Annotated in this window: 18 protein-coding genes; 14 read left to right on the top strand and 4 right to left on the bottom strand. The window is 72.6% G+C overall.

From position 1 onward, the window contains the following. Positions 1–430 precede the first annotated feature (430 nt). The 9 genes from QSK21_RS17425 (at position 431) to QSK21_RS17385 (ending at position 10,942) form a co-directional block, all read left to right on the top strand. The gene (locus QSK21_RS17425) at positions 431–2,395 is read left to right on the top strand and encodes a CYTH domain-containing protein (protein ID WP_285697008.1); all 1,965 of its coding nucleotides are present in this window, start codon (positions 431–433) and stop codon (positions 2,393–2,395) included. A gap of 300 nt (positions 2,396–2,695) precedes the next feature. Beyond that, positions 2,696–4,144, top strand: a complete 1,449-nt coding sequence (locus QSK21_RS17420) for a sugar transferase (protein ID WP_285697005.1) — start codon at positions 2,696–2,698, stop codon at positions 4,142–4,144. Continuing rightward, positions 4,141–5,424 (top strand): O-antigen ligase family protein, encoded by a 1,284-nt coding sequence (locus QSK21_RS17415; protein ID WP_285697003.1) that lies wholly within the window; start codon positions 4,141–4,143, stop codon positions 5,422–5,424. The genes QSK21_RS17420 and QSK21_RS17415 overlap by 4 nt, the downstream gene beginning before the upstream one ends. Beyond that, a complete protein-coding gene (locus tag QSK21_RS17410; protein WP_285696999.1) occupies positions 5,421–6,944 on the top strand; it encodes a lipid II flippase MurJ in 1,524 nt (507 codons plus the stop codon). Before QSK21_RS17415 ends, QSK21_RS17410 begins: the two co-directional genes overlap by 4 nt. Further along, on the top strand, positions 6,941–7,672 hold the full coding sequence (locus tag QSK21_RS17405) for a polysaccharide deacetylase family protein (RefSeq protein ID WP_285696997.1): 732 nt from the start codon (positions 6,941–6,943) through the stop codon (positions 7,670–7,672). Before QSK21_RS17410 ends, QSK21_RS17405 begins: the two co-directional genes overlap by 4 nt. Then, positions 7,669–8,811, top strand: coding sequence for a glycosyltransferase (locus QSK21_RS17400; RefSeq protein ID WP_285696996.1), 1,143 nt, complete (start codon positions 7,669–7,671; stop codon positions 8,809–8,811). The genes QSK21_RS17405 and QSK21_RS17400 overlap by 4 nt, the downstream gene beginning before the upstream one ends. A gap of 52 nt (positions 8,812–8,863) precedes the next feature. Further along, positions 8,864–9,547, top strand: a complete 684-nt coding sequence (locus QSK21_RS17395) for a Wzz/FepE/Etk N-terminal domain-containing protein (RefSeq protein WP_285696995.1) — start codon at positions 8,864–8,866, stop codon at positions 9,545–9,547. Continuing rightward, a complete protein-coding gene (locus QSK21_RS17390; RefSeq protein ID WP_285696994.1) occupies positions 9,544–9,771 on the top strand; it encodes a hypothetical protein in 228 nt (75 codons plus the stop codon). Before QSK21_RS17395 ends, QSK21_RS17390 begins: the two co-directional genes overlap by 4 nt. Before the next feature lie 13 nt (positions 9,772–9,784). Beyond that, positions 9,785–10,942 (top strand): glycosyltransferase, encoded by a 1,158-nt coding sequence (locus QSK21_RS17385; protein ID WP_285696992.1) that lies wholly within the window; start codon positions 9,785–9,787, stop codon positions 10,940–10,942. Here QSK21_RS17385 and QSK21_RS17380 read toward each other — a convergent pair. Next, on the bottom strand, positions 10,894–11,970 hold the full coding sequence (locus tag QSK21_RS17380) for a glycoside hydrolase family 26 protein (RefSeq protein ID WP_285696991.1): 1,077 nt from the start codon (positions 11,968–11,970) through the stop codon (positions 10,894–10,896). The two genes, QSK21_RS17385 and QSK21_RS17380, sit on opposite strands and share 49 nt — an antisense overlap. A gap of 141 nt (positions 11,971–12,111) precedes the next feature. Here QSK21_RS17380 and QSK21_RS17375 point away from each other — a divergent pair, with 141 nt between their 5' ends. The 5 genes from QSK21_RS17375 to QSK21_RS17355 all read left to right on the top strand — a co-directional run bounded on the left by QSK21_RS17375 (position 12,112) and on the right by QSK21_RS17355 (position 16,798). Beyond that, positions 12,112–13,374: a carboxylate--amine ligase gene (locus QSK21_RS17375; protein ID WP_285697090.1), complete on the top strand. Its 1,263-nt coding sequence runs from the start codon at positions 12,112–12,114 to the stop codon at positions 13,372–13,374. 48 nt (positions 13,375–13,422) lie between these two features. Then, positions 13,423–14,691: an FAD-dependent oxidoreductase gene (locus QSK21_RS17370; RefSeq protein WP_285696990.1), complete on the top strand. Its 1,269-nt coding sequence runs from the start codon at positions 13,423–13,425 to the stop codon at positions 14,689–14,691. Between the two features lie 85 nt (positions 14,692–14,776). Then, complete coding sequence (locus QSK21_RS17365; RefSeq protein ID WP_285696989.1) at positions 14,777–15,610, top strand: hypothetical protein; 834 nt, start codon at positions 14,777–14,779, stop codon at positions 15,608–15,610. Positions 15,611–15,800: 190 nt separating this feature from the next. Then, the gene (locus QSK21_RS17360) at positions 15,801–16,427 is read left to right on the top strand and encodes a hypothetical protein (protein ID WP_285696987.1); all 627 of its coding nucleotides are present in this window, start codon (positions 15,801–15,803) and stop codon (positions 16,425–16,427) included. A 122-nt stretch (positions 16,428–16,549) separates the two neighbouring features. Beyond that, positions 16,550–16,798 carry a hypothetical protein gene (locus QSK21_RS17355; protein WP_285696986.1) on the top strand — a complete coding sequence of 83 codons (249 nt, stop codon included), beginning with the start codon at positions 16,550–16,552 and terminating at the stop codon, positions 16,796–16,798. 47 nt (positions 16,799–16,845) lie between these two features. On the opposite strand, the gene QSK21_RS17350 is transcribed toward QSK21_RS17355, so the two are convergent. From QSK21_RS17350 to QSK21_RS17340, 3 genes are all read right to left on the bottom strand, one after another. Beyond that, the gene (locus QSK21_RS17350) at positions 16,846–17,424 is read right to left on the bottom strand and encodes a GTP-binding protein (RefSeq protein WP_285697088.1); all 579 of its coding nucleotides are present in this window, start codon (positions 17,422–17,424) and stop codon (positions 16,846–16,848) included. A 64-nt stretch (positions 17,425–17,488) separates the two neighbouring features. Then, positions 17,489–17,869, bottom strand: coding sequence for a DUF742 domain-containing protein (locus QSK21_RS17345; RefSeq protein WP_285696985.1), 381 nt, complete (start codon positions 17,867–17,869; stop codon positions 17,489–17,491). Between the two features lie 7 nt (positions 17,870–17,876). Then, positions 17,877–20,573: a sensor histidine kinase gene (locus QSK21_RS17340; RefSeq protein ID WP_285696984.1), complete on the bottom strand. Its 2,697-nt coding sequence runs from the start codon at positions 20,571–20,573 to the stop codon at positions 17,877–17,879. Between the last annotated feature and the right edge of the window lie 165 nt (positions 20,574–20,738).

The raw sequence follows: 20,738 nt of genomic DNA, 5'->3' as shown, positions 1-20,738 counted from the left end.
TGTCTCGGGGCGACGACCACTCTCCACCGGCCCGCCCGGCGGCAACAGTGGACAAAATGTCATTCTTCCGGAGGATCCGGCCAGTCCCGAACTCCGACCAGGGAAAGCCGTCACGCCGCCAAAGGCCCTTTACTGTCGCATTCCACCGCCGTAAACGGCCTTTACAGGACGGGTTACCAGGCGGCCGGAACCGGCCGACGGGCTCCCGGAACGGCGACCCGGCGGCCGTCCTGGGCAAGACTGGAAGCGCGGAACGAATCGGCGCCCGCGAGGGCGGCGTGAGTACCGGGCCCGGAGAACCCCGGCCCCTTTCCGCAGGTTTTCTGAAGGTCACCGTGGAGCGTCAGGGACGGGCCGCTCCCCGGCAAGGTCCTTCGCGCGGCGGCCACATCGGCCGCGCGGAGGCTCCTCGATCGATCGGGAGGAAACCATGTCGACACCCGCACCCGTGCCGGTGGACGGGACCAACCCGCCGCTCCCCGAAGGCACCGAGGTGTGGACCCCCGCGGCGGGCGACACCGTGATCACGGGATCGGAGGTCAAGCCGAACGGCTACGTCTACTACCGCTGCGCGGGCGTTCCCGACCCCATCAGCGGGATGACGGTGTACCGGCGGCGCGCGGTCGTCCCGGAACCGCCCACCGACCCGGCGCCGCCGTCGATGACCGCCGGCCCCGTCGCCCCGGGACGCGAGCCCGGCCACGCCGTCCACCCGGACGCCGCCGCGCCCGACCCCGTCCAGCAGGAGGCCAAGCGCACGCCCGCCTACCTGCGCCGGATGCGCGAGCGCGCGCGGGAGCGGGTCTTCGGGACCGACCTGTCCAACCGTCCCACCGTGACCCCGCCGCTGTACTCGCGGGACCACCGCTTCACGGACCTGGCCCGGCTGATCGTCAACGGCTACAGCGTCAACGAGGACGGGCTGAGCTTCCAGGTCACGGTGCTGTCGAACCTGAAGCACGTCGCGGTGCCGCACGACCTGATCCCGGTGACGCTGGAGGCGCCGGACGGCCGCGACCTGGACACCGTGATCGTGCTGACCCCGCCGCCCGACCAGAACGTGTGCACCTTCTCCGCGTCCTACACCTGGAACCAACTGGCCAGGCTGCTCGACCTGCGGCGCCCCACGGGGTCGCCGGTGCGGGACGCCGTCCTGCGGGCCCTGCCGCAGGCGGGCATCCGCGCCGAATGGTGGGACAACAAGAACGGGCCCAACGCGCCCGCGTACTACAGCGGCGGGACCGAGCAAAAGAACGGCTCGGGCCGCATCGACCTGCGGCCGATCACCATCGACGACCTCAAGGAGTCGGAGTCGGTCCGCAAGTCCGCGTGGAGCACGGGCGAGCCCCTCCGCGAGTCCCGTCCGGTCTACCGCGCCTTCAAGGACCTGCTCCAGCCGGGCATGGAGATGACCACCTCGCTGGAGGCCGAGTCGGAGTTCCTCATCACCGGCGAGCACCACGTCTCCGTCGTCGCCAAGCTGCGCGCGCTCTACGCCCGGCCCGACGACCTCAAGGCGCTGGGCATCCGCCTGATGTCGGCCGAGGACGTCCGCAGGTGCACCGACATCTACTACGACGTTCCCGGGCTCACCCTGCTGCGGAACGCGATCGTGCTGCGGCGCCGCCGACTGGGCAACGACGAGCCCGGCGCGTTCCTGTTCACCGTGAAGGGCCGCAGCGTGAGCAAGCCCGGGGCGCCCGGGGAGCGGATCAGGCTGGCCGCGCATGTGCACCTGATCGAGCACGCCCACCCCTCCCGGCTGCGCGCCTTCCTCGCCGACGACACCATCGACAACGCGTTCGCCCGCATCCTGGCCGACGGCCTCGGCCGTAGGCCCGGCGCCGACCCGAAGGACTGGGAGGACGTGGCGCCGCGGCTGTTCATCACCGCGCAGCGGGTGCGCTACTCCTTCGAGCTGGACCACTCCACGACGATCGACCTCAGCGTCGACAGCGCCACGGGCACGGACCCGGTGACGGGACGCTCCCGCACCATCCACACGGTCGCGTTCGGCATCGCCCACCCGGGGCTGTTCCGCGGCGGCGCCTCGTCGTCCGGCCCGCTCACCGGGGGCGCCGGCCTCGCGGCCCTGGGCGCCACAGCGGCCACGCGGGAGAGAGCCCCTGACCAGAACAACGGGTCCGGCCAGAGCAACGGGGCCGGCCTGAGCAACGGGGCCGGTGCGGCGTCGCGGCGGCGTGTCCTGGTGACCAGGCCGTACCACGTCCCGGCCGACCTGGACGACCCCGCCCTGTTCGAGAAGCCCGACTACACGCAGTTCCAGGAGCTGCGCGACCGGATGATGCACCACCTGTTCGGCTACGCGGCCAAGGATCTGGCGATCGGCGGTTCCAAGGCGCACACCCTGGCCGTCCTGCTGAACATGATCTGACCGCGGCGGGGGCGCGGCCGCGCCCGCGAATTCCCGCGAAGGCGCCTCATTCCACGCGACGGCGGCTCAATTTTCGTCCATTTGATGCCCAAGAGGCCGTCCGCGAACGGGCGCTGTTCATGATCATCGCATTCCGGCGGCATCGCCGGTCATTGGCGTTGCGCCGCCATTTCCAAGCGCGCGTCCTCCTTTCTTAAATCCCCTGCTGATGAGCTGTGGAGTCTCCTGGCGGACGGGTGACCGCGGGTCAGACTTCTTGATCAGAAAGGCGTTGCCGGCCCTCTGAGAAAGGACGACCGGATGGGCTCTCAGGGGCTTAGCACTCCCGTCATCGGCCTGCCGCAGACCGTTCCGGCACCCCGTGCCCGACGGCCTCGCACCGGACGGCTCGCCCGTCCCCGGGTTCTCCCGGCGCTGTTCGCGCCCGTTCTCGCCATGGCCGACGCGTCGGCCATGGCGGTCGCGGTGACGCTCGTGGCGTGGCCCTCCCCCGGGGCGGTCGCGGCGGTCGCGGCCGTGGTGTTCGTGGCGTTCAACGCCGCCGGTGGCCTGTACCGGTTCCGCCGCGCGGCCTCCCTCCTGGACGACCTTCCCGCGCTGCTCCTCCGTTCCGCGCTCGTCGCCGCGCTGGCGCTGGGCGGCATCCCGCACGCGGCGGTGCGCCCGGCCGTCCTGCTGTGGCTGTGGACGACCTTCCTGGGGTGCGCGTTCTCCGGGTCGGGACGGGTGCTCGTCTACGCGGCGCTGCGCACCCATCGGCGCCGCCGCCGGGTGCCGCGTCCCGCCATCGTCGTCGGCACCGGCACCACCGCGGCCGAGGTCGCGGGCCTCCTGCTGCGGCGCCGCGACGTCGGGCTCGCGCCGGCCGGCCAGATCCTCACCGGCGACCCGGACGACCCGCCCGTACCCGAACTCCCGGTGCTCGGCCGCCCGCAGGACCTGCCGGAGGCGGTGCGCTCCCTCAGCCCCCACCCCGGCGGCGTCACCATCGTGGTCTGCGCGGAGGACGTACAGCGCCCGCTCCTGGAGCCCGTGGTCCGCGCGTCCCTGGCACTGCCCGCCGAGACCCTGCTCGTCCTGTCCACGACGGACGTCCTGGTCTCGGGCGGGAGGATCGAGCACCTGGCCGGGCTGCCCCTCCTCCGCCTCGGACCGCGGCGGGGCGAACGCGCGGCCCACGCCGCCAAACGGCTCTTCGACGTGGTCGCCGCCGGCGCCGCGCTGCTGGTCTCCCTGCCGGTCCTGCTGGCCTGCGCGCTCGCGGTACGGATCGAAGGCGGTCCCGGCGTGCTGTTCCGGCAGCGCAGGATCGGACGCGGCGGGCGGCAGTTCGTCCTGCTGAAGTTCCGCTCGCTGCGTCCCGCCGACGACCACGAGGCCGACACCCGCTGGTCGGTGGACGGGGACGCGCGGATCGGCCCGGTGGGCCGGTTCCTGCGCACGACCTCGCTGGACGAGCTGCCGCAGTTGTGGAACGTCATCCGCGGCGACATGAGCCTGGTCGGCCCGCGCCCCGAACGGCCGCACTTCGTCCGGCTGTTCTCCGAGAGCTGCCCGGAGTACGGGCTGCGGCACCGGATGCCCGCGGGCATCACCGGATGGTCCCAGGTGAACGGGCTGCGCGGCGACACCTCCATCGAGCTGCGGGCCAGGTACGACAACCGCTACATCGACACCTGGTCGTTCGGCCGCGACCTGAAGATCCTGCTGCTGACCGTCCGCGCCGTGCTGGCGAAGGACCCCCGGTGACGGGGGCGTCGCCCCTGCGGCCGGGCCTGCTGGTGGCCGCCGCCGTCCTCACGGTGTGCGTCCCGGAAGGACCCCTGGCCGAGACGGGCGCGCGGGTAGGCGTCCAGGTGCATCCCTCCGACGTCGCCGGCCTGCTGCTGGTGTTCGCCGCGACGGTGGCCGTCCTCAGCGGGGTGTCCGCGCCGCCGCGCCGCGCGCTGTGGGCGTTCGGGCCGCTCGTCGTCGCGGCGGGGCTCGCCACGCTCTGCTCGCCCGACATCACGGCGAGCCTGCCGGGCTTCATCCGGGTCGTGCAGTTGTTCGTGCTGGTGCCGCTGGCGGTGCTGATCCTGGTCAGGGACCGGCGGGACGCCCTGATCGCCGCGGGCGGCGTGGTGGCGGCCGGGCTGATCGAGGGGTGCTACGGCATCTGGCAGGCGCGCACCGGCAACGGCGCCTCCTACGCCGGGGAGAACGTGCGGGCGGTCGGCACGTTCGGCGGGACCGACGTGATGGCCCTGTCGGTCGTCGCCGGGCTCGCACTGGTCATCACGCTGTCGTTCCTGCTGGCCGGGCCGTGGCGGCTGCGTCTCCTCGCGCCCGCGGCGCTGCTCGTGCTGGCCGCGGCGCTGGCGCTGGGGCTCAGCCGGGGAGCCTGGATCGCCATCGGCGCGGCGGCGGTGCTGGTCCTGTTCGCCTACAGCGTGCGGCTGGCCCTGTGGACGGCGGTGACCGCCGTGTCGCTGCTGATCGTCCTGGCCGGCGGCCTGGGTGTCGGGCCCGGTTTCGACATGCTGGCCGACAGGACCCGGTCGCTGGCCGACATCACCGACGCGCCCGACCAGTCCGTCGTGGACCGCTACAGCCTGTGGACGGCCGCGTCCGGGATGTGGCAGGACCATCCCATCACCGGCGTCGGCGTGAAGAACTTCCCCGCCTACCGCGACACCTACGCCCCGATCGAGCTGTCGTCGGCGGGCGAGGTCGCCGACGACAGCGGCTACCGCCGCCAGCCGCTGCTGTCGCCGCACAACCAGTACATGCTGTTCCTGTCCGAGCAGGGCGTGCTGGGGCTGGCCGGGCTGCTGACCCTGTTCGGGACGCTGCTGTACGGCGTGTGCGCGCACCGGTCACCGCGCGACCCGCTGTGGCTGGCCTCGGCCGGCCTCCTCACCGCGCTACTGATCGACTTCCTGTACTCGGACCTGGGCGGCGCGGGCAGCGTCCTGGTCTCCATCGTGATCGGGCTGATCGCGGCCGGTCCCACGGTGTGGCGGCGTCCGGGGAGCGCACAGGCATGACGGCCACCGCCGGGACGCGACCCGCGCGCGACGACACCTCGATCCGCCGCGCGACCCTGCTGACCGCGGTGCTCGTCGGCGGCGGCACGGCCCTGGGGTTCCTGCGCGACCTGGTCATGGCGCACCGGTTCGGGGCCGGAAGCGGCACCGACGCCTTCCTGGTCGCCTGGACGATCCCGGAGACGGTGTCACCGCTGCTGATCGAGGACGCCATGGCGCTGGTGATGGTGCCGGTCGTGACCCGGATGCTGCGGGAGCCCGACGGGGTGCGGCCGCTGGTGCTGTCCCTCCTGCCCCGGCTGGCCGCCGCGCTGGCGGCCGTCACGGTGGCGATCGCGCTGGCGGCGCCGCACCTGGTGGGCCTGCTCGCCCCCGGACTCGACGAGCCGGGCCCGGCGGCGCGCTGTGTGCGGCTGACCGCGCTGACCGTGCTCGCCTTCGGTGTCGCGGGGTTCATGAGCGCGACGCTGCGGGCGCACCACCGCTTCGGCCCGCCCGCCGCGATCTACCTGGCCTACAACGCGGGCATCCTGACAATGATCGCCGCGTTCGCGGCGCCGCTGGGGATCACCAGCGCGGCGCTGGGCGTGGCCTGCGGCGGCCTGCTGATGATCGTCGTCCAGGCGCCGGCGTTCCTGCGCTGCCTGCGCGGCTCGCGGCCCGCGGCCCGTCCCTCGGTCGGGGACGGGGTGCTGGGCGCGGCGGTGGCCGTCGTGCTCTACACGCTCACCAGGCAGTCGCAGGTGCTGGTCGAGCGGTTCCTCGGCTCCGGGCTCGCCGCCGGGTCGATCTCGCATCTCAACTACGCGCAGAAGGTCGGCCAGGTGCCGATGGTGGCCTCGCTGCTGCTGGTGACGGTGACCTTCCCCCGGCTGGCGCGCGCGTCCGCCGGGGGCGACCGGGACCAGGTGCGCCGCCGCGTCGAGTCCGACCTGGTCGTCGTCAGCGGCGTCGTGCTGTACGCGACCGCCGCGCTGGTGGCGCTCGCGCCGCAGGTCATCGAGCTGCTGTTCCAGCACGGCCGGTTCACCGCGGACGACGCGGACCGCACGGCGCTGGTGCTGCGCGTCTACATGCTGGGCGTCTGGGGCCAGGCCATGATGGGCCTCTCCGCGAGGGCGTTCTTCGCGGCGAGCCGTCCCGTCTGGCACCCGATGCTGGCGATGGCCGGGGGCCTGGCCGTCACCGCCGTGCTCGGCGCCGCCCTCGCCGGCACGGTGGGCACTCCCGCGCTGGCCGCCGCGAACGCCACGGGGATCACCGTCGCCGCGCTGACGCTGCTGGTGGTGCTGCGCAAGCGGGTGGCGCCGATCTCGTTCCGCGCCGTCGGCCGTGACGTCGGGACGCTGTTCGCCGCCGCGTGCGCCGCCTGCCTGGCCGGTCTGGCGGTCACCCGCGGTCCCGCCATCGCCTCCGCCCCTCCGCTCGTCCAGCTCGTCGCGGGAGGCGCCGCCGTGACGGCCGTCTACGCCGCGGCGCTCGTCCTCGGCAGGCGTCGTCCCAAGAGGGAGACATCGTGAACGATCCTGAAACCTTTGGCCATCCCATCACGACCATGCCGATGGTCCTGATGTACCACTCGGTCGACCACTATGAGCAGGACCCGCATCTGGTGACGGTGACACCGGAGCGTTTCGAGCAGCAGTTGCGCTGGTTGCACACCCGCGGGCTGCGCGGCGTCAGCGTCAGGGAGCTCCTGGACGCGCACGCCAAGGGCGGGACGCGCGGGCTGGTGGGGCTCACCTTCGACGACGGCTACGCGGACTTCGCCACCCGCGCGGTGCCGGCGCTGATGCGGTTCGGCTTCACCGCCACGGTCTTCGTGGTCGCCGGGAACGTGGGGACGTTCAACAGCTGGGACACCGGCCCAGCCAAGTCCCTGATGACCGAGGACCAGCTCAAGGCGGTCGCCGACTACGGCATGGAGGTGGCCTCGCACGGGGTGCGCCACGTGTCGCTTCCCGATGCGTCCACAGAGGCGGTACGGGACGAGTTGCGCAACAGCCGGCTCATCCTTGAGGACATCGTGCAGCGGCCTGTGACGGGCTTCGCCTACCCGTATGGGGACGTCAGTCCGCGCGACGCAGAGGAGGTCAAGCGCGCCAGGTACGACTACGCGTGCGCGATCCGTCCCAGTGAGCCGGGCCGTTACGCGCTCGCCCGTACCTATATCGGTGAACGCGACCGGAGACTTCGGCTGCGCGCCAAGGTCGTACGGCACGAGTTGCAGTGGCTGGTGCGCGTATGACACGGGTTCTGCACATCATCACCGGCCTGGGGCATGGCGGTGCGGAACGGCAACTGGCGCTGCTCCTACGGCACATGCCCCCGCATCGCGTCGAGTCAGAAGTCGCGGTGCTCACCTGCACGGGTCCCATCGGTGAGGACGTGAAGGCTGAGGGCGTTCCCGTCCACGAGGTCGGCATGCGGAGCAACCGTGACCTCGGGGCGCTGCCAAGGCTCGTACAGCTCATCCGGCGCGGACGGTACGACGTCGTGCACACCCACTTGTACCGGGCCTGTGTCTTTGGACGGATCGCGGCTCACCTTGCCGGAGCACCCCTCATCGTCGCCACCGAACACTCCCTTGGGGACGGCCACATCGAAGGACGCCGCACGACACGCGGCGTGCGCATGCTCTACATGGCGACGGAACGCCTCGGCGCCGCCACGGTCGCGGTCTCCCCGACCGTGGCCCGGCGGCTTCTCGCGTGGGGCGTACGGCCCGAACGCCTGGTCTCCATTCCTAACTGCGTGGACGTGTCCGCGTTCGCCTTCGACCGGACGCGCCGCGTGGCGGCGCGCCAGGCGCTCGGCGTCGAACCGGACGAGTTCGTCATCGGCACGGCCGGCCGCCTGGTGCCGACCAAGCGCATCGACCTGCTGCTCCAAGCGTTCGCCGGCATGGACGGATGGGCCCGGACCTGGCTGCTCATCGTCGGGGACGGCCCGGAACGGCCGGCGCTGGAAAACCTGGCCTGGCGGCTCGGCGTCGCGGGGCGCGTGGTGTTCGCGGGCGAGACGACCGGGGTCGCCGGGATGCTCGCCGCCATGGACGCCTACGCGGCCCCGTCCACCCAGGAGACGTTCGGGGTGGGGGTCCTGGAGGCGCTGGTCTCCGGGTTGCCCGTCCTCTACACGACCTGCCCCGCCCTGGACGACCTGCCTTCGCGGCTGTCGCCGGGCGCGCGGAGACTGCCCACCGAGGCCGCGGCATGGAGCTGGGCGCTCGGTGACCTGGAGCGTCACGGGCATTTCCGGCTTCCCCTTCCGCCGGTCGCGCGCCACTACTCCGCCGAGTCGCACGCGGCCAGGCTCGTCGACCTCTACCGGGACGGACCCGCGGCCGTCCGTCCCGCGACCGGCGGAGTGCTCGCCACGACGTGACGCGCCCGCCGCCTCACCGCACCCACCTTCACTCCAACGAAAGGCCCTGACCATGTCGAAGTTCCGCCCTTCCGTTCCCGCCCCGCTCGCCAGATCCGCCCGCCGGTTCGCGGCGATCCTGGCGATCGTCCTCGTCGGCTTCCTCGGCGGGCTCGGTTACGGGCTCTTCAAGCCCCCCTCGTACACGGCCACGGCGTTCGTGCTCGTCATCGGCCAGCCGGACGCGGGCATAGCCGCGGTGCAGTTCGCGCAGGCGTACACGCGGCTGGCTCCCCTGCCGGAGACGCTGGCCTGGTCGTCCAAGGGCCTGCCGCCCTCGGAACGGGAACGCGCCCGCAGGAACCTCCAGGCGTCCTCCTCGCCCGACGCTCCGCTCGTGCGGCTCACCGGTACGGCGGACACGCCGGTGCGTGCGGCCGAGTACGCCAACGCTGCCGCCGACGCGCTCGTCCGATACGGCACCGCACACCAGCAGGAGACAGGGGTACGCGTCGCACTCATGACGCAAGCCGAGGCGCCCATCGCGCCTAGCGCTCCCAACCTGACGATGAGCGTGGCGGTGGGCACCGCCACGGGCCTGCTGCTCGCCGGACTGGTGGCCGCCACGGGCCTGACCTCGCACATCCGCGCGTGGCGCGAGTACATGCAGGCACAGCAGCCGACGCAGGCGCCGAAGACCGCGCAGGTCCCTCCCCCTGCTTCTTCGCAGGAGGACTACGCGGAGGCCAAGAAGTGACGCGTATCGAGCTCAACCCCGGCGACGCCCATGCCGGCGTCCATGTCGATGCCAATACCGGCGTCCATGTCGGCCACTCGGGCTGGCAGGTGGACGTGTACCGCGACGCCGCGCTGGCGGGCGTCCCGGTCTTAACCAGGCCCGCCGCAGCCGACCGCTGCCACGCAAGGCTGAGTGCCACCCGTAAACACCACCTCGGCCACGCGGGACCGAACCATGGCTGAGCCAATCTTGCCTGTGCGTGTGCTTCATGTCAGTCAGCCCGTGGCGGGCGGCGTGGCGGTGTGCGTGGCCAACATAGCCGCCGACCAGATGCGGCGTGGCTGGGAGGTCGCGGTGGCGTGTCCTCCTCAGGGCGACCTTGCTGCGAGTGTGAAAGCCTCCGGTGTATTGCAGTTGCCCTGGCATGCCGGGCGTTCGCCTGGCCTGTCCACGTTACGGGAAGCCCGCGACCTCTGGTCGATCGTGCGGCGACTGGCACCCGATGTGCTGCACCTGCATTCGTCCAAGGCTGGCCTTGCCGGGCGCCTCCCCCACTATGCGGACGGGACGCCGACCATCTTCCAGCCGCACGGGTGGTCCTGGCTCGCCGCCACAGGTCCGCGGGCGAAGGCCGTCCTGCTGTGGGAGCGGTACGCGGCGCGTCGGCGCACGGACGCGCTCATCTGTGTAGGCGCAGGAGAACTGCACCAGGGCCAAGCCGCCGGGGTTCATGGCCCCTACCGGCTCATACGCAACGGAGTGGACCTCAGCAGGTTCACTCCGGCGGATGACGACGACCGCCGTGCGGCCCGTGCCGCACTCGGGGTGCCGCAGGACGTGCCGCTGGCGGTGTGCGTTGGACGTGTCACGCGGCAGAAGGGCCAGGACATCCTCCTTGAGGCTTGGGCGACGGTCAGGGAGCAGTGCCCGCACGCGCTGCTGGCCCTTGTCGGTGACGGCGATGGGATGTTGCGGCTTCAGGTGCGTGATGGGGACGGCGTGTTGCTCGTTCCCGCGGTTCCGGACACGAGGGACTGGCTGGCCGCCGCTCACGTGGTGGTCGTGCCCTCTCGCTGGGAGGGCCTTCCCTTAGTCGCGCTGGAGGCGCTGGCCCGTGGCCGTTCCCTGGTGTGCAGCGACATCCCGGGACTCGCGGAGGTCGTCCAAGACGGAGTGGGGGCGGCCGTACCGCCGTGTGACGCCGGGGCGCTGGCCGCCGCGATCGTTCACAGGCTGTCGCGTCCCGCCGAGACCGACGCGGAGGGGCGGGCGGCGGCGGGGACGGCGGCACGGTACGACCTGTCGCTCACGCTGGCGCGGCTGGCCGCCCTCACCGCCGGGGTCGCCACCGGCGAGAACCAGTTTCAGGAACCCGCCGAACGGGCCGGATTCGCGCCGAACAACTCCCGGTAGGCGGCGGCCGAACGGGGATTCGCGCCGCACCGCCAGATGCCGTGCGGGCAGTAATCCGTGATCGTCTGGTAGAGCACATTGTGCGCGGATATCCATTTATGCATTCCCCGGATATAATCGGGATTGTCGGAGTTGCGAAACAATCCCCATTCCGGGAAGGACATGGGCTTGCCGTGCCGCGTCGCGAATTCCGCGTGCTCCTGGAGGCCGAACGGCTCCCGCACATGCTGCTCGAACGTCGCGCCCTTCGGCTGGTCGTAACTGTCGGACCCGATGATGTCGACGACGTCGTCACCCGGGTAGCAATGGGCCCACGGCACCGCGTCGCGCCCGCGCGTGAAGGTGAAGTCGAACCGGAAGCGCGCCCCCTGCACACCCCGCATCGCGGCCACGATCCGCCGCCAGTACGCCTTCCACGCCTCCGGGTCGGGGCCGCACCGGCCGCTGTAGAAGGCGCCGTTCATCTCCCACCCCAGCACCAGGATCGCGTCTTGGGCGCCCTCCGCGACCAGCCGTTCCGCCAGCACACGGTAGTGCCGGTCGTAGGAGCCGGAGGCGCCGCCGCGCAGGAACGAGGCCACCATCGCGTCCGGCATGCCCGCCTCGTTCGGCGCGGCCATCGGCACGTTGATCACCAGCATCCTGGCCGGGTCGGCGCGCCGCCACCGCGCCCACGGCCGTATCAGCCCCTCCGGCCCCTCGATGCCCGACCAGGTGTCGCCCGGCAGGTAGGTGTGCCCGACGGTGACGGGGCGGCCCAGCCACCGGCCGAAGGAGTCGACTCTTACCAGAGCATCGGGCCCAGAGCCGACGAAGATCCCCAGCGCGGCGCCTTGATGCCATTCCCCGTACCGATGCCATTCCCCGTACGAACGGGACCCGTCGGCCCATGCGCCGACCACCACCGCCACCGCCAGCGCAACGGCAACGGAAAGGGCCGTCATCGGACGGCTGAAAAATCGGATGCGAGATCTGCGGCGCGCATATCCGAATGGCCGCCGGGAACAATGGCCTGCACCGGTTTCCATGCGTACAGTATTCGTGCCGAACACACCCGGTAACGGACGATCACACGCGACCGGCGCCAGAATTTACCTCGTCCTGAGGAGCCTTTCGATCATGCCTGCCCGCACGCCGTTCCACCCGGTCGACAAGGGGCCGTGAGGGCGATGCCGTCCCGTCCCGACCGCGACCCGCCGGCGCTCGACCGGAGCCTGCCGGTCGTGCTGCTGCGCACCGACCGCAACCCGTTCCACCACGGCACGCTGGGCGCGATCCGGTCTCTCGGCCGGGCGGGCGTACCCGTCCACGCCCTGCTCGAAGACCGTCTCGTCCCGGCGGCGCACTCCCGTCACCTGCGCGGGCGCCATCCCTGGGGCCCGTCGCCCCGGCGCGATCCCGGCGCGCTGACCGAGCATCTCCACCGCGTCGCCGCCCGGGCGGCCACGCGTCCGGGGGTCCGCCCGCTGCTGGTGCCGCTGGACGACGCGGGCGCGATCTTCATTGCGGAGCAGGCGCACGACCTGTCCCCCGCCTTCGACTTCCCCGAACAGGAGCCCGGCGCCCCGGCCCGGGTCGCCGACAAGTCCGTGCTGCTCGCGCAGTGCGACAGGTACGGCATCGACTGCCCCGAAAGCGTCCTGCCCGGCTCGCGCGCCGAGCTGGACGAGGCCGTCGCGCACCTGGGCCTGCCGCTGGTCGCCAAGTGGTCACGGCCGTGGCTGCTGCCGCGCGGCCATCGCAGCACCGTGGTGCTCGACCGCGCCGCCGCCGTCCACCGGCTCTTCGACCTGGCCGGGACGGAGCCCTGCGCGGACGCGGGGCCGCTCATCCTGCAGCGCCGCATCCCGCCGGACGGCGGCGACTGGTTCTTCCACGGCCACTTCGACCGCGACCAGAACTGCGTGTTCGGCGGCACGGGACGCAAGCACCTCGCGCATCCGCCGGAGGCGGGCCACACCGTCGCCGGGGAGTGGGTGCTCAACCCCGTGCTGGAGGGCCTGGCCCACAAGATCGTCACGATGCTCGGCGTCCGCGGCATCGTCGACCTGGACTTCCGGTTCGACACCGTCACCGGCACCTACCGCCTGCTCGACTTCAACCCCAGGCTCGGCGCCCAATTCCGGCTGTTCCACGACGCCGGCGGCCTCGACCTGGTCCGCGCCCTCCACCTGGAGCGCTCCGGCCGCGACGTGCCCACGGCGCGGCCCCGGTACGGGCGCACGCTTCTGGTCGAGCACCAGTTCCTGCACCACACCCTCACCCGCCCTGGCCCGCGGGCCGCGTCCTGCCGCAAGGTCTACCGCGCGTTGCGCACGACGGCCGAGCCGGCTTGGTTCGCCGCCGACGACCCCCTGCCGTTCCTGTCCCTGGGGATGCGTGTCATGGCCCTGGGGATGCGGAGCGTCGTCACCGGCCGCGGGAAGGGCTGACCGCCGCCCGTACAGCACGGGCACCACATCGCAACGGGGGTACGCGACATGAACGACTCGATCGCCGACGCGCTCGTCGTCGGGGCAGGGCCCTACGGCCTCTCGACGGCGGCGCACCTTCGGCACCACGGCCTGGACGTCCGCGTCATCGGGACGCCGATGGAGTTCTGGGACGCCTGCGTCCCGCCCGGCATGTTCCTCAAGTCCGAACCGTTCGCCTCCAGCCTCGGCGCCCCCATCGCGGGCGCCCGGTTCACCGATCTGCACCCTGGCTGGCGTACCGGACGCCCCATCCCGGTCTCGACGTTCGTCGAGTACGGGCGCTGGTTCGCCGAGCACCTCGTCCCGTACACGGAGCACGCCGAGGTGCTGCGCATCGAGCGGGCGCGGGGCCGGTACGCGGTCACCCTCTCCACCGGGGAGGTCGCGCAGGCGCGCACCGTCGTCGTTGCCGTCGGCGTGCGGCCGTTCGCCTACACGCCCTCCACGCTGGCGACGCTGCCCGCCGAACTGGGCACCCACACCGTCGCCCACCGCGACCTCGACGACTTCAAGGGCAAGGAGGTCGCCGTGGTGGGCGCGGGCCAGTCCGCGCTGGAGACGGCCGTGCTGCTCGCCGACGCGGGCGCGCATCCGCAGGTCATCGCGCGCACCCCGCGGCTGGCCTGGAACTCGGTGCCCGCCTCGTCGCCGTCGATCGTCAACCGGCTGCTGCGCGGGCCGCACTCGGGGCTGGGCCGCGGCTACCGCACCTGGCTGTGGTCGGAGCATCCGTGGGCGACCCGCCTGCTGCCCGACGCGACCCGCCGCCACCTGGTGCGCACCACCCTCGGCCCGGCCGGGGCATGGTGGCTGAAGGAGCGGCTCGACCATCGGATCGAGGTGTTGACCGGACGGGTCGTCATCTCGGCGGACGAGGAGGGCGGACGGGCCGTCCTCACCACGGCGGGGGACGAGGGGTACCGCTGGGAGCACCGCGTCGACCACGTCATCGCCGCCACCGGGTACGTCCCCGACCTCGACCGCGTCACGATCCTCGCGCCCGAGCTGAGCTCGGGGGTGCGCGTCAAGCTGCGCACCCCGGTGCTGGGCCGGAACTTCCAGAGCTCCGTCCCGGGCCTCTACTTCACCGGGCTCGCGGCGGCGGCGAGCTTCGGCCCCGTCATGCGGTTCGTGCACGGCGCCGACTTCGCCGCCCGCCGCATCGCCGCGCACATCGCGACCCGTCTCGGCGCGCGGGTGAACGGGGGCAGCGACGCGGGGCACACCGCCGCGGGTTCACAAGCGGCGCCGAAGGTTCCGGTAAAGCCTTCGTAGATCCCGCATCGCGACCCGGGTCACCACGCAGGGTGTTGCTAGTGTCGCGGAGCGTTATCGACTTCTGGTCTCGGGGAGATCCGCGATGCAGCCGGCACCGATCCACGACGGGGGTCACCTGCCCCCGGATCGCACGCCGCCTGCCCGCCTGCCCGCCTTCCGCGGGCGGGCGGGTCTCTCGCGGCCGGCCGGGGCGCTGCTGCGAACGGCGCTCAGAACGGTGCTCATCGGCGGGCTCGCCCTGGCGGGATGGCTCGTGCTGTCCGCTCTGGCGGGCCAGCAGGCGTCCGCCGACGCTCACGGAGGGCTCGGTGACACGGTGCGGCGACTCGACGGACCGGTGCGCGACCTCGGCGGCATCGCCGGGCGCGCGCTCGGTCCCGCCGACCCCGCGCCGCGTCCCGCGCTCACCGGCGTCACCGGACGCACCGGGCCGACCGAACGCACCGGGCTGACCGAACGCACGGGGTCGCTCGGAAAGGACACGGCGCCGGTGACGGCTTCGGCGGACCGGCTGCTCTCCGCGCTCACGTCGCAAGAGAAGCGGCTCCTGTCGGCAGCCGGCGTCCCGGCGTCACCCACTGCGGACGTCGCCGGCACCGGTGTCCCGGCGCCCGATGACCGCGACACCGGGCGCGGCACGCCCGATCCCCGCCTTCTCCGTCCCGGGACGGCCACGACCGGCAGGTGCGACATGTGCGCCGGGCACGGCACGCCCGTCCCCCGACCCGACCTTCCGACCAGCCAGGACGACCTCAGCGGCGTGGCACCGCAAGCCGGGCAGGCACCCGGTCCCGTGGCGGGCCCGCCGCCGTCCCTTGTCCACGCCGCACCGGCCGTCATGGGCGTGCGGACCCCGCCGGCCACGGTGCTGAAGGACGGTTCCTCGCCCGAGCGGCCCACGGTCGTCCCCGATTAGAACCGGCCGCGGCCGGCCCCGCGCCCGGCCCGCGCCCCGCCCTCGCCGGGAGGGCACGGACACCGCGGCGCACGGCGCTCCAGCGCCCACAACATCTCGTTCCCGATCCGGCCGCGGGCGGCAGTGCCCGCCGACCGGCGCACAGGACGCCCTCGCGCGTCAACCGCACACCCGAACAAGGAGAAGAAGGATGCGCAACTGGACCAGGCACGTCGGCCGCACCATCGTGGTGGCCGCGGGCGTCGCGGCCATCGGGGCCGGCCTCGGCTCCGCCAACGCCGAGACACGGAGCGTTCCCGCCAATCCCGACCCGGTCGGCGGCCTGCTCGGCTCGCTGGGCTCCGGCGGCTCGGGCCTGCCCGTCCTGGACGGCGCCCAGAACGGCCTCGGCACCCCGAGGGGGCTGAACCAGCAGGGCGGCATGCTCCAGCAGCCGCCGTCCGAGATCAACTACAACGACGACGGCGCCCGTACCGCGCCGGGCAGCCCGGGGCCGATCGGTGGGCTCGACCAGGCCCTGGCCAGCGCCATCACCGGCCAGCTCCTCCAGGCGCTCCAGTACCAGACCCAGGGACAGCAGCAGCAGTACACCGAGGAGCAGTACTCGAACTCGGACTCGGACTCGGACGACCAGTATGCGGCTCCCCAACAGCAGCCGGGGGCGCCCCAGCAGCACACCACGCCCCAGCAGCAGGGGCAGCAGCCCGGCCAGCCCGGCCAGCAGGGCCAGCAGGGGCAGCAGGGTCAGCTCGGCCTGAAGCAGCCGGACACCGGGCTTCCGCTGAACGTCGGCAAGAACACTCCGCTGTTCCCCTGACGGTCGTTCCCGACCGAGGACGGGGGTGGCGCGCCGCTACGGGCGTGCCGCCCCCGTCCCCCATCCAGCGAAGGACCGCACGACATGCGACGAGTGCGAAGAGCGCGACAAGCGGGTGCGCGATGAGGGGGTCGCCGCCGAAGCACGCCCCGTTCCCTCCCGGCTGGATCTCCAAGCCGCTGCGCGCCATGGTCCCGGACGAGCTGGAGGACCTGCGCGCGGCGCTGTGCCGGGAGTCGCCGCCCGATGGCGCCCTGCTGCGCGCCATCGACGGGCAGCTCGCCCGGCACGCCGCATACGCGGCGAGAACGGCCTACGCGGCGGCCTGCCCCGATCCCGACGAGTCCGACGACTGGGCCTGGGCCCACTGAGCCCGGTGACACTGAGCCCGGTGACACTGAGCCCGGCGCCCCCCGGGTCAGCCGTACCGGCCCGCGGTCTGCGCCGCCCGCTCCTCGTCGTTCACCGAGATCAGATACTTGACCAGGGACGTCAGCACGGCCTTCGCGGACTCGCGGCGGCGCGCGTCGCACAGCACCACCGGGGTCGCCGGGTTCAGGTCCAGCGCCTCCCGGATCTCCGTCGCGGTGTACTCGTAGCCGTCCTCGAAGCAGTTCACGCCGATGATGAACGGCAGCCCGCGGTTCTCGAAGTAGTCCACGGCGGGGAAGCAGTCGGCCAGCCTGCGGGTGTCGGCCAGGACGATCGCCCCGAGCGCGCCATGCGACAGCTCGTCCCACATGAACCAGAACCGGTCCTGGCCGGGCGTGCCGAACAGGTAGAGGATCAGCCCCTCCCTGATCGTGATGCGGCCGAAGTCCATGGCGACGGTCGTGGTCGTTTTGCGGTCCACCCCGGAGATGTCGTCCACCCCGACGCTCTGTTCGGTCAGCACCTCCTCGGTCTGCAACGGGCGGATCTCGCTGACCGCGCCGACGAAGGTGGTCTTGCCGACCCCGAAGCCCCCGGCGACCAGGATCTTGACCGCGAGCGGCATGGCCGCCGCGCCGCCACCGGCTGATGGACCGCCCGCCCCCTCGGACGCGTGGTCGGAGGGGGCGTCAGAGCGCCTCGAGTCCATGGAGCACTTCCCTGAGCAGATGTTCGGTCACAGTGGGGCTTTCCTGTTGCGGGCGCCGTACCGCGATCAGCCGGTGGGCGAGCAGGTCGCCCAGCAGCACCCGCACCACCACCAGCGGCAGCCCCAGCCGGGCGGACACCTCCGCCACGGAGTGGGGCCGCATGCACAGATCGATGATCGACAGGTGCTCGGGCCCGATGTCGGGAGAGGCGCCGGCCGGGGTGGCCACCGTGGCGATGATCGCGATCATCTCGAAACCCTCGCCGTCGGTCCTGGGCCTGGCCCGGCCGCGGGTCAGCGCGTACGAGCGGACGAGGGGCCCGGCCTCCTCGTCGAGCCATTCGTTTCCTGGGCCGCTCATCGCCCCGTCACGACCCCTCGTCGAACTCGATCGTCGACTCGGTGCGACCGCGCCGCGTGCCGCGCTGGATGGAGGACATCATCGAGCGCAGCTCCTCCGGAGAGCGCTCGGCGCGCGGCGGCGGCTGCTCGGCGACGGGCTCGCCGGACGGCTCCTCGCGCAACTGCGGGGCGAGGTTGGCCTGCCGCACCCGCCTGGGCAGGTCGGGCCGCCCTCCGCGGCCGCGCCCGGCGCCTCCCGGCGGCCGCCGCAGCGGCCCGGTGCCGCCGCCTCCCGGTCTGCGTTCACGTTCCGGGCGCAGTTCCTGCACGGGACGGGACGGCGCCGCCTCCGGCACGGGTTCCGGCCCGTACGCACCCGGCCTCGGCGTGCCTTGCGTGGGCGTCCCGGTGGGCGGTGTGGAGGAACGCGGGCTCATCGGCAGAGGCGATGACGGCGGCGCGTTGGTGTCGTGCTGGACGGGCGGGAGCGGCCCCGTCGTGTGGGCGGGGAGGGGGCCGGTGCTGTCGGTGGGACTGCCGGGAGCGTACGGATCGGGCATGGGTGGCGGCGCTTCCCCCTGCTTCCTGCGGTGCCGGGCACCGCGAGGAGGTTCCGGTTCGTTGGAGTGCAGGCGCAGCACCGACCCGCCGGAGTCGGCGGGCAGCGCGTTCCTGTCCGCGCCACCGTAGCCACCCTGGCCGCCGCGGACCACCCCGACCGGAACCAACGCGTCCTCGCTGCGCCGGGTGAGCGCCAGCCGCGCCTCGGCCCCGTCCAGCTCGTAGCCCTCGCCGTCGCCGTGCACGACGATGTCGTCGGGGATCAGCACCACGGCGCTCATCCCGCCGAACGGCGAGGTGCGCAGCGTCACCCGGATCCCGTGCCGCCGCGCCAGCCGTCCCACCACGAACAGGCCGAGCTGGGCGCTGTCGGACAGGTCGAACTCCGGCGGGTTGGCCAGCCGCTCGTTCGCCGCGGCCAGGCTCGCCTCGTCCATGCTCAGCCCGCGGTCCTCGATCTCCAGGGTGAAGCCGCGCGCGACGGCCTGCCCGGTCACCTGCACGGTGGTGTGCGGCGGCGAGAACGAGCACGCGTTCTCGATCAGCTCGGCCAGCAGGTGGATGACGTCGGCGACGGCGACGCCCGCGATGGCCGCCTGCGACATGGGCGCGACCGTGACCCTGGTGTAGTCCTCCACCTCGGAGGCGGCGGCGCGGGCCACGTCGATGACCGCGACCGGGTTGCGCCAGCCGCGTCCCGGCGCCTGGCCCGAGAGGATGATGAGGCCCTCCGCGTGGCGGCGCATGCGGGTGGCCAGGTGGTCGATGCGGAACAGGTCCTCCAGGTCGTCCGGCTCGGTGATCCGGCGCTCCATGGCGTCCAGCAGCTTGAGCTGCCGGTGCAGCAGCGTCTGGCTGCGGCGGGCCAGGTTGACGAACACGTCGCTGATGCCGCGGCGCAGCCCCGCCTCGTCGACCGCTCCGGCGATCGCGGTGCGGCGCGCGGCGTTGAACGCCTGGCCGACCTGGTCGATCTCCTCGGTGGCGAACGACAGCGGCGGCGCCTCGGCGGCGACGTCCACATCCTCTCCCCGGCGCAGCCGCTGGATGACGTTCGGCAGCCGGGAGCTGGCCAGGTCGAGCGCCTCCCGCTTCAGCGCGTTCAGGTCGCGGATGACCGAGCGCGCGGCCCAGGTCGCCAGCGTCACCGACAGCACGACCGCGAACAGGCCCAGCACGCCGGCCGCGGCGACCCGCAGGATGATGGCGTCGGAGATGGGGCGGGCGCGCGACTCGGAGGCGGCCGCCAGCGACAGCTCCAGGCCGCGCAGCCGGGTGAGGTTGGACTCCAGCGTCGTCTTCCACAGCACCGGGGTGTCGTCCCCGGCCCTGGGGAGCGCCGGGGCGTTGACGAACTGGTTCTCCAGCGTGCGGAGCCGGTTGTACTCCTCGGTCGTGGTCACCCGGCGGTAGTACGCCTGGTCACCCGGGCGCAGCTCCGGCGCGGCGATGTTGTAGAGCGACCGCTGCGTGCCGACCAGCTTGACGAACTCGGCGTGCTCGGCCCGGGTGAAGCGGCCGGACGCCAGGACGCCCGCGAGCAGCGCGTCCTCCTGCGACAGCGCCTCACGGGCACGGGCCAGCGCGACCAGCGTCCGGGAGTCCTTGGCGACCTCGGCGTTGCTCAGCGTGGACAGCGTCCCCTGGAGGGTTCCGATGTTGCCGATCAGCCCGCTGTAGTCGGTGAACGCCTGTGTGCGGGACGTGCGCCCGCCGTCGATGGCCGTCCGCTTGGCACCCAGCCCGTTCAGCCCGCTGATGATGGTGCCGGCGAGCTGGCGGGTCTGGGCGGGCGCGTCGTCCAGCGCGTCCTTGTCGCTGGCCAGCCGCCGGAACAGATCGGCCTGCCGGTCGGTGACCAGCCGCGCCGCCTCCATCACCGCCAGGTCCCCGGGCGTTCTGCTGCCCAGGTAGACCATGGTCGCGCGGCGTTCGGCCTGAAGGGAGCTGCCGAGGGCGCCCGACGGGTACTCGAAATGGTCCTGGACCGTCTCGACGTTCCGCAGGTTGAGGCCCTCTCCCAAGGTCACGCTGGCCGCGAACGCCCACAGCACCGACAGCGACACCAGGGACACCAGGACCAGCGCCGTGACCTTGAAACGTACCGTCCTGAACCGCCCGGTTCCCGGTCGAGGACGCCGATGACTGATGCGTGAACCCATTCGACGGTCCTTAGATCGCACTGAGGCCGCTCTCCGTTAGCCGACGGTCACTGATCGCAGAGAGGGTACAGCTCCAACTGATCATTTGGGCGGGTTGTGGAGAGAGATCTGAATCATTCGGATTCGCTGGGCATGAGCGGTATCCACGGGCCTACAATCCGCGAG

This window comes from Actinomadura sp. NBRC 104412 (assembly GCF_030269515.1).
Classification (GTDB): domain Bacteria; phylum Actinomycetota; class Actinomycetes; order Streptosporangiales; family Streptosporangiaceae; genus Spirillospora.
Note: the sequence above shows the minus strand (reverse complement) of the source record. Positions and strands in the feature narration are given on the sequence as shown.

Bases quoted from the DNA above. Each gene is read 5' to 3' on its own strand.
- QSK21_RS17425 (WP_285697008.1), top strand. From the start codon at position 431: ATGTCGACACCCGCACCCGTGCCGGTGGACGGGACCAACCCGCCGCTC.
- QSK21_RS17420 (WP_285697005.1), top strand. From the start codon at position 2,696: ATGGGCTCTCAGGGGCTTAGCACTCCCGTCATCGGCCTGCCGCAGACC.
- QSK21_RS17410 (WP_285696999.1), top strand. From the start codon at position 5,421: ATGACGGCCACCGCCGGGACGCGACCCGCGCGCGACGACACCTCGATC.
- QSK21_RS17400 (WP_285696996.1), top strand. From the start codon at position 7,669: ATGACACGGGTTCTGCACATCATCACCGGCCTGGGGCATGGCGGTGCG.
- QSK21_RS17395 (WP_285696995.1), top strand. From the start codon at position 8,864: ATGTCGAAGTTCCGCCCTTCCGTTCCCGCCCCGCTCGCCAGATCCGCC.
- QSK21_RS17380 (WP_285696991.1), bottom strand. From the start codon at position 11,970: ATGGAAACCGGTGCAGGCCATTGTTCCCGGCGGCCATTCGGATATGCG.
- QSK21_RS17375 (WP_285697090.1), top strand. From the start codon at position 12,112: ATGCCGTCCCGTCCCGACCGCGACCCGCCGGCGCTCGACCGGAGCCTG.
- QSK21_RS17370 (WP_285696990.1), top strand. From the start codon at position 13,423: ATGAACGACTCGATCGCCGACGCGCTCGTCGTCGGGGCAGGGCCCTAC.
- QSK21_RS17365 (WP_285696989.1), top strand. From the start codon at position 14,777: ATGCAGCCGGCACCGATCCACGACGGGGGTCACCTGCCCCCGGATCGC.
- QSK21_RS17360 (WP_285696987.1), top strand. From the start codon at position 15,801: ATGCGCAACTGGACCAGGCACGTCGGCCGCACCATCGTGGTGGCCGCG.
- QSK21_RS17355 (WP_285696986.1), top strand. From the start codon at position 16,550: ATGAGGGGGTCGCCGCCGAAGCACGCCCCGTTCCCTCCCGGCTGGATC.
- QSK21_RS17350 (WP_285697088.1), bottom strand. From the start codon at position 17,424: ATGCCGCTCGCGGTCAAGATCCTGGTCGCCGGGGGCTTCGGGGTCGGC.
- QSK21_RS17345 (WP_285696985.1), bottom strand. From the start codon at position 17,869: ATGAGCGGCCCAGGAAACGAATGGCTCGACGAGGAGGCCGGGCCCCTC.
- QSK21_RS17340 (WP_285696984.1), bottom strand. From the start codon at position 20,573: ATGGGTTCACGCATCAGTCATCGGCGTCCTCGACCGGGAACCGGGCGG.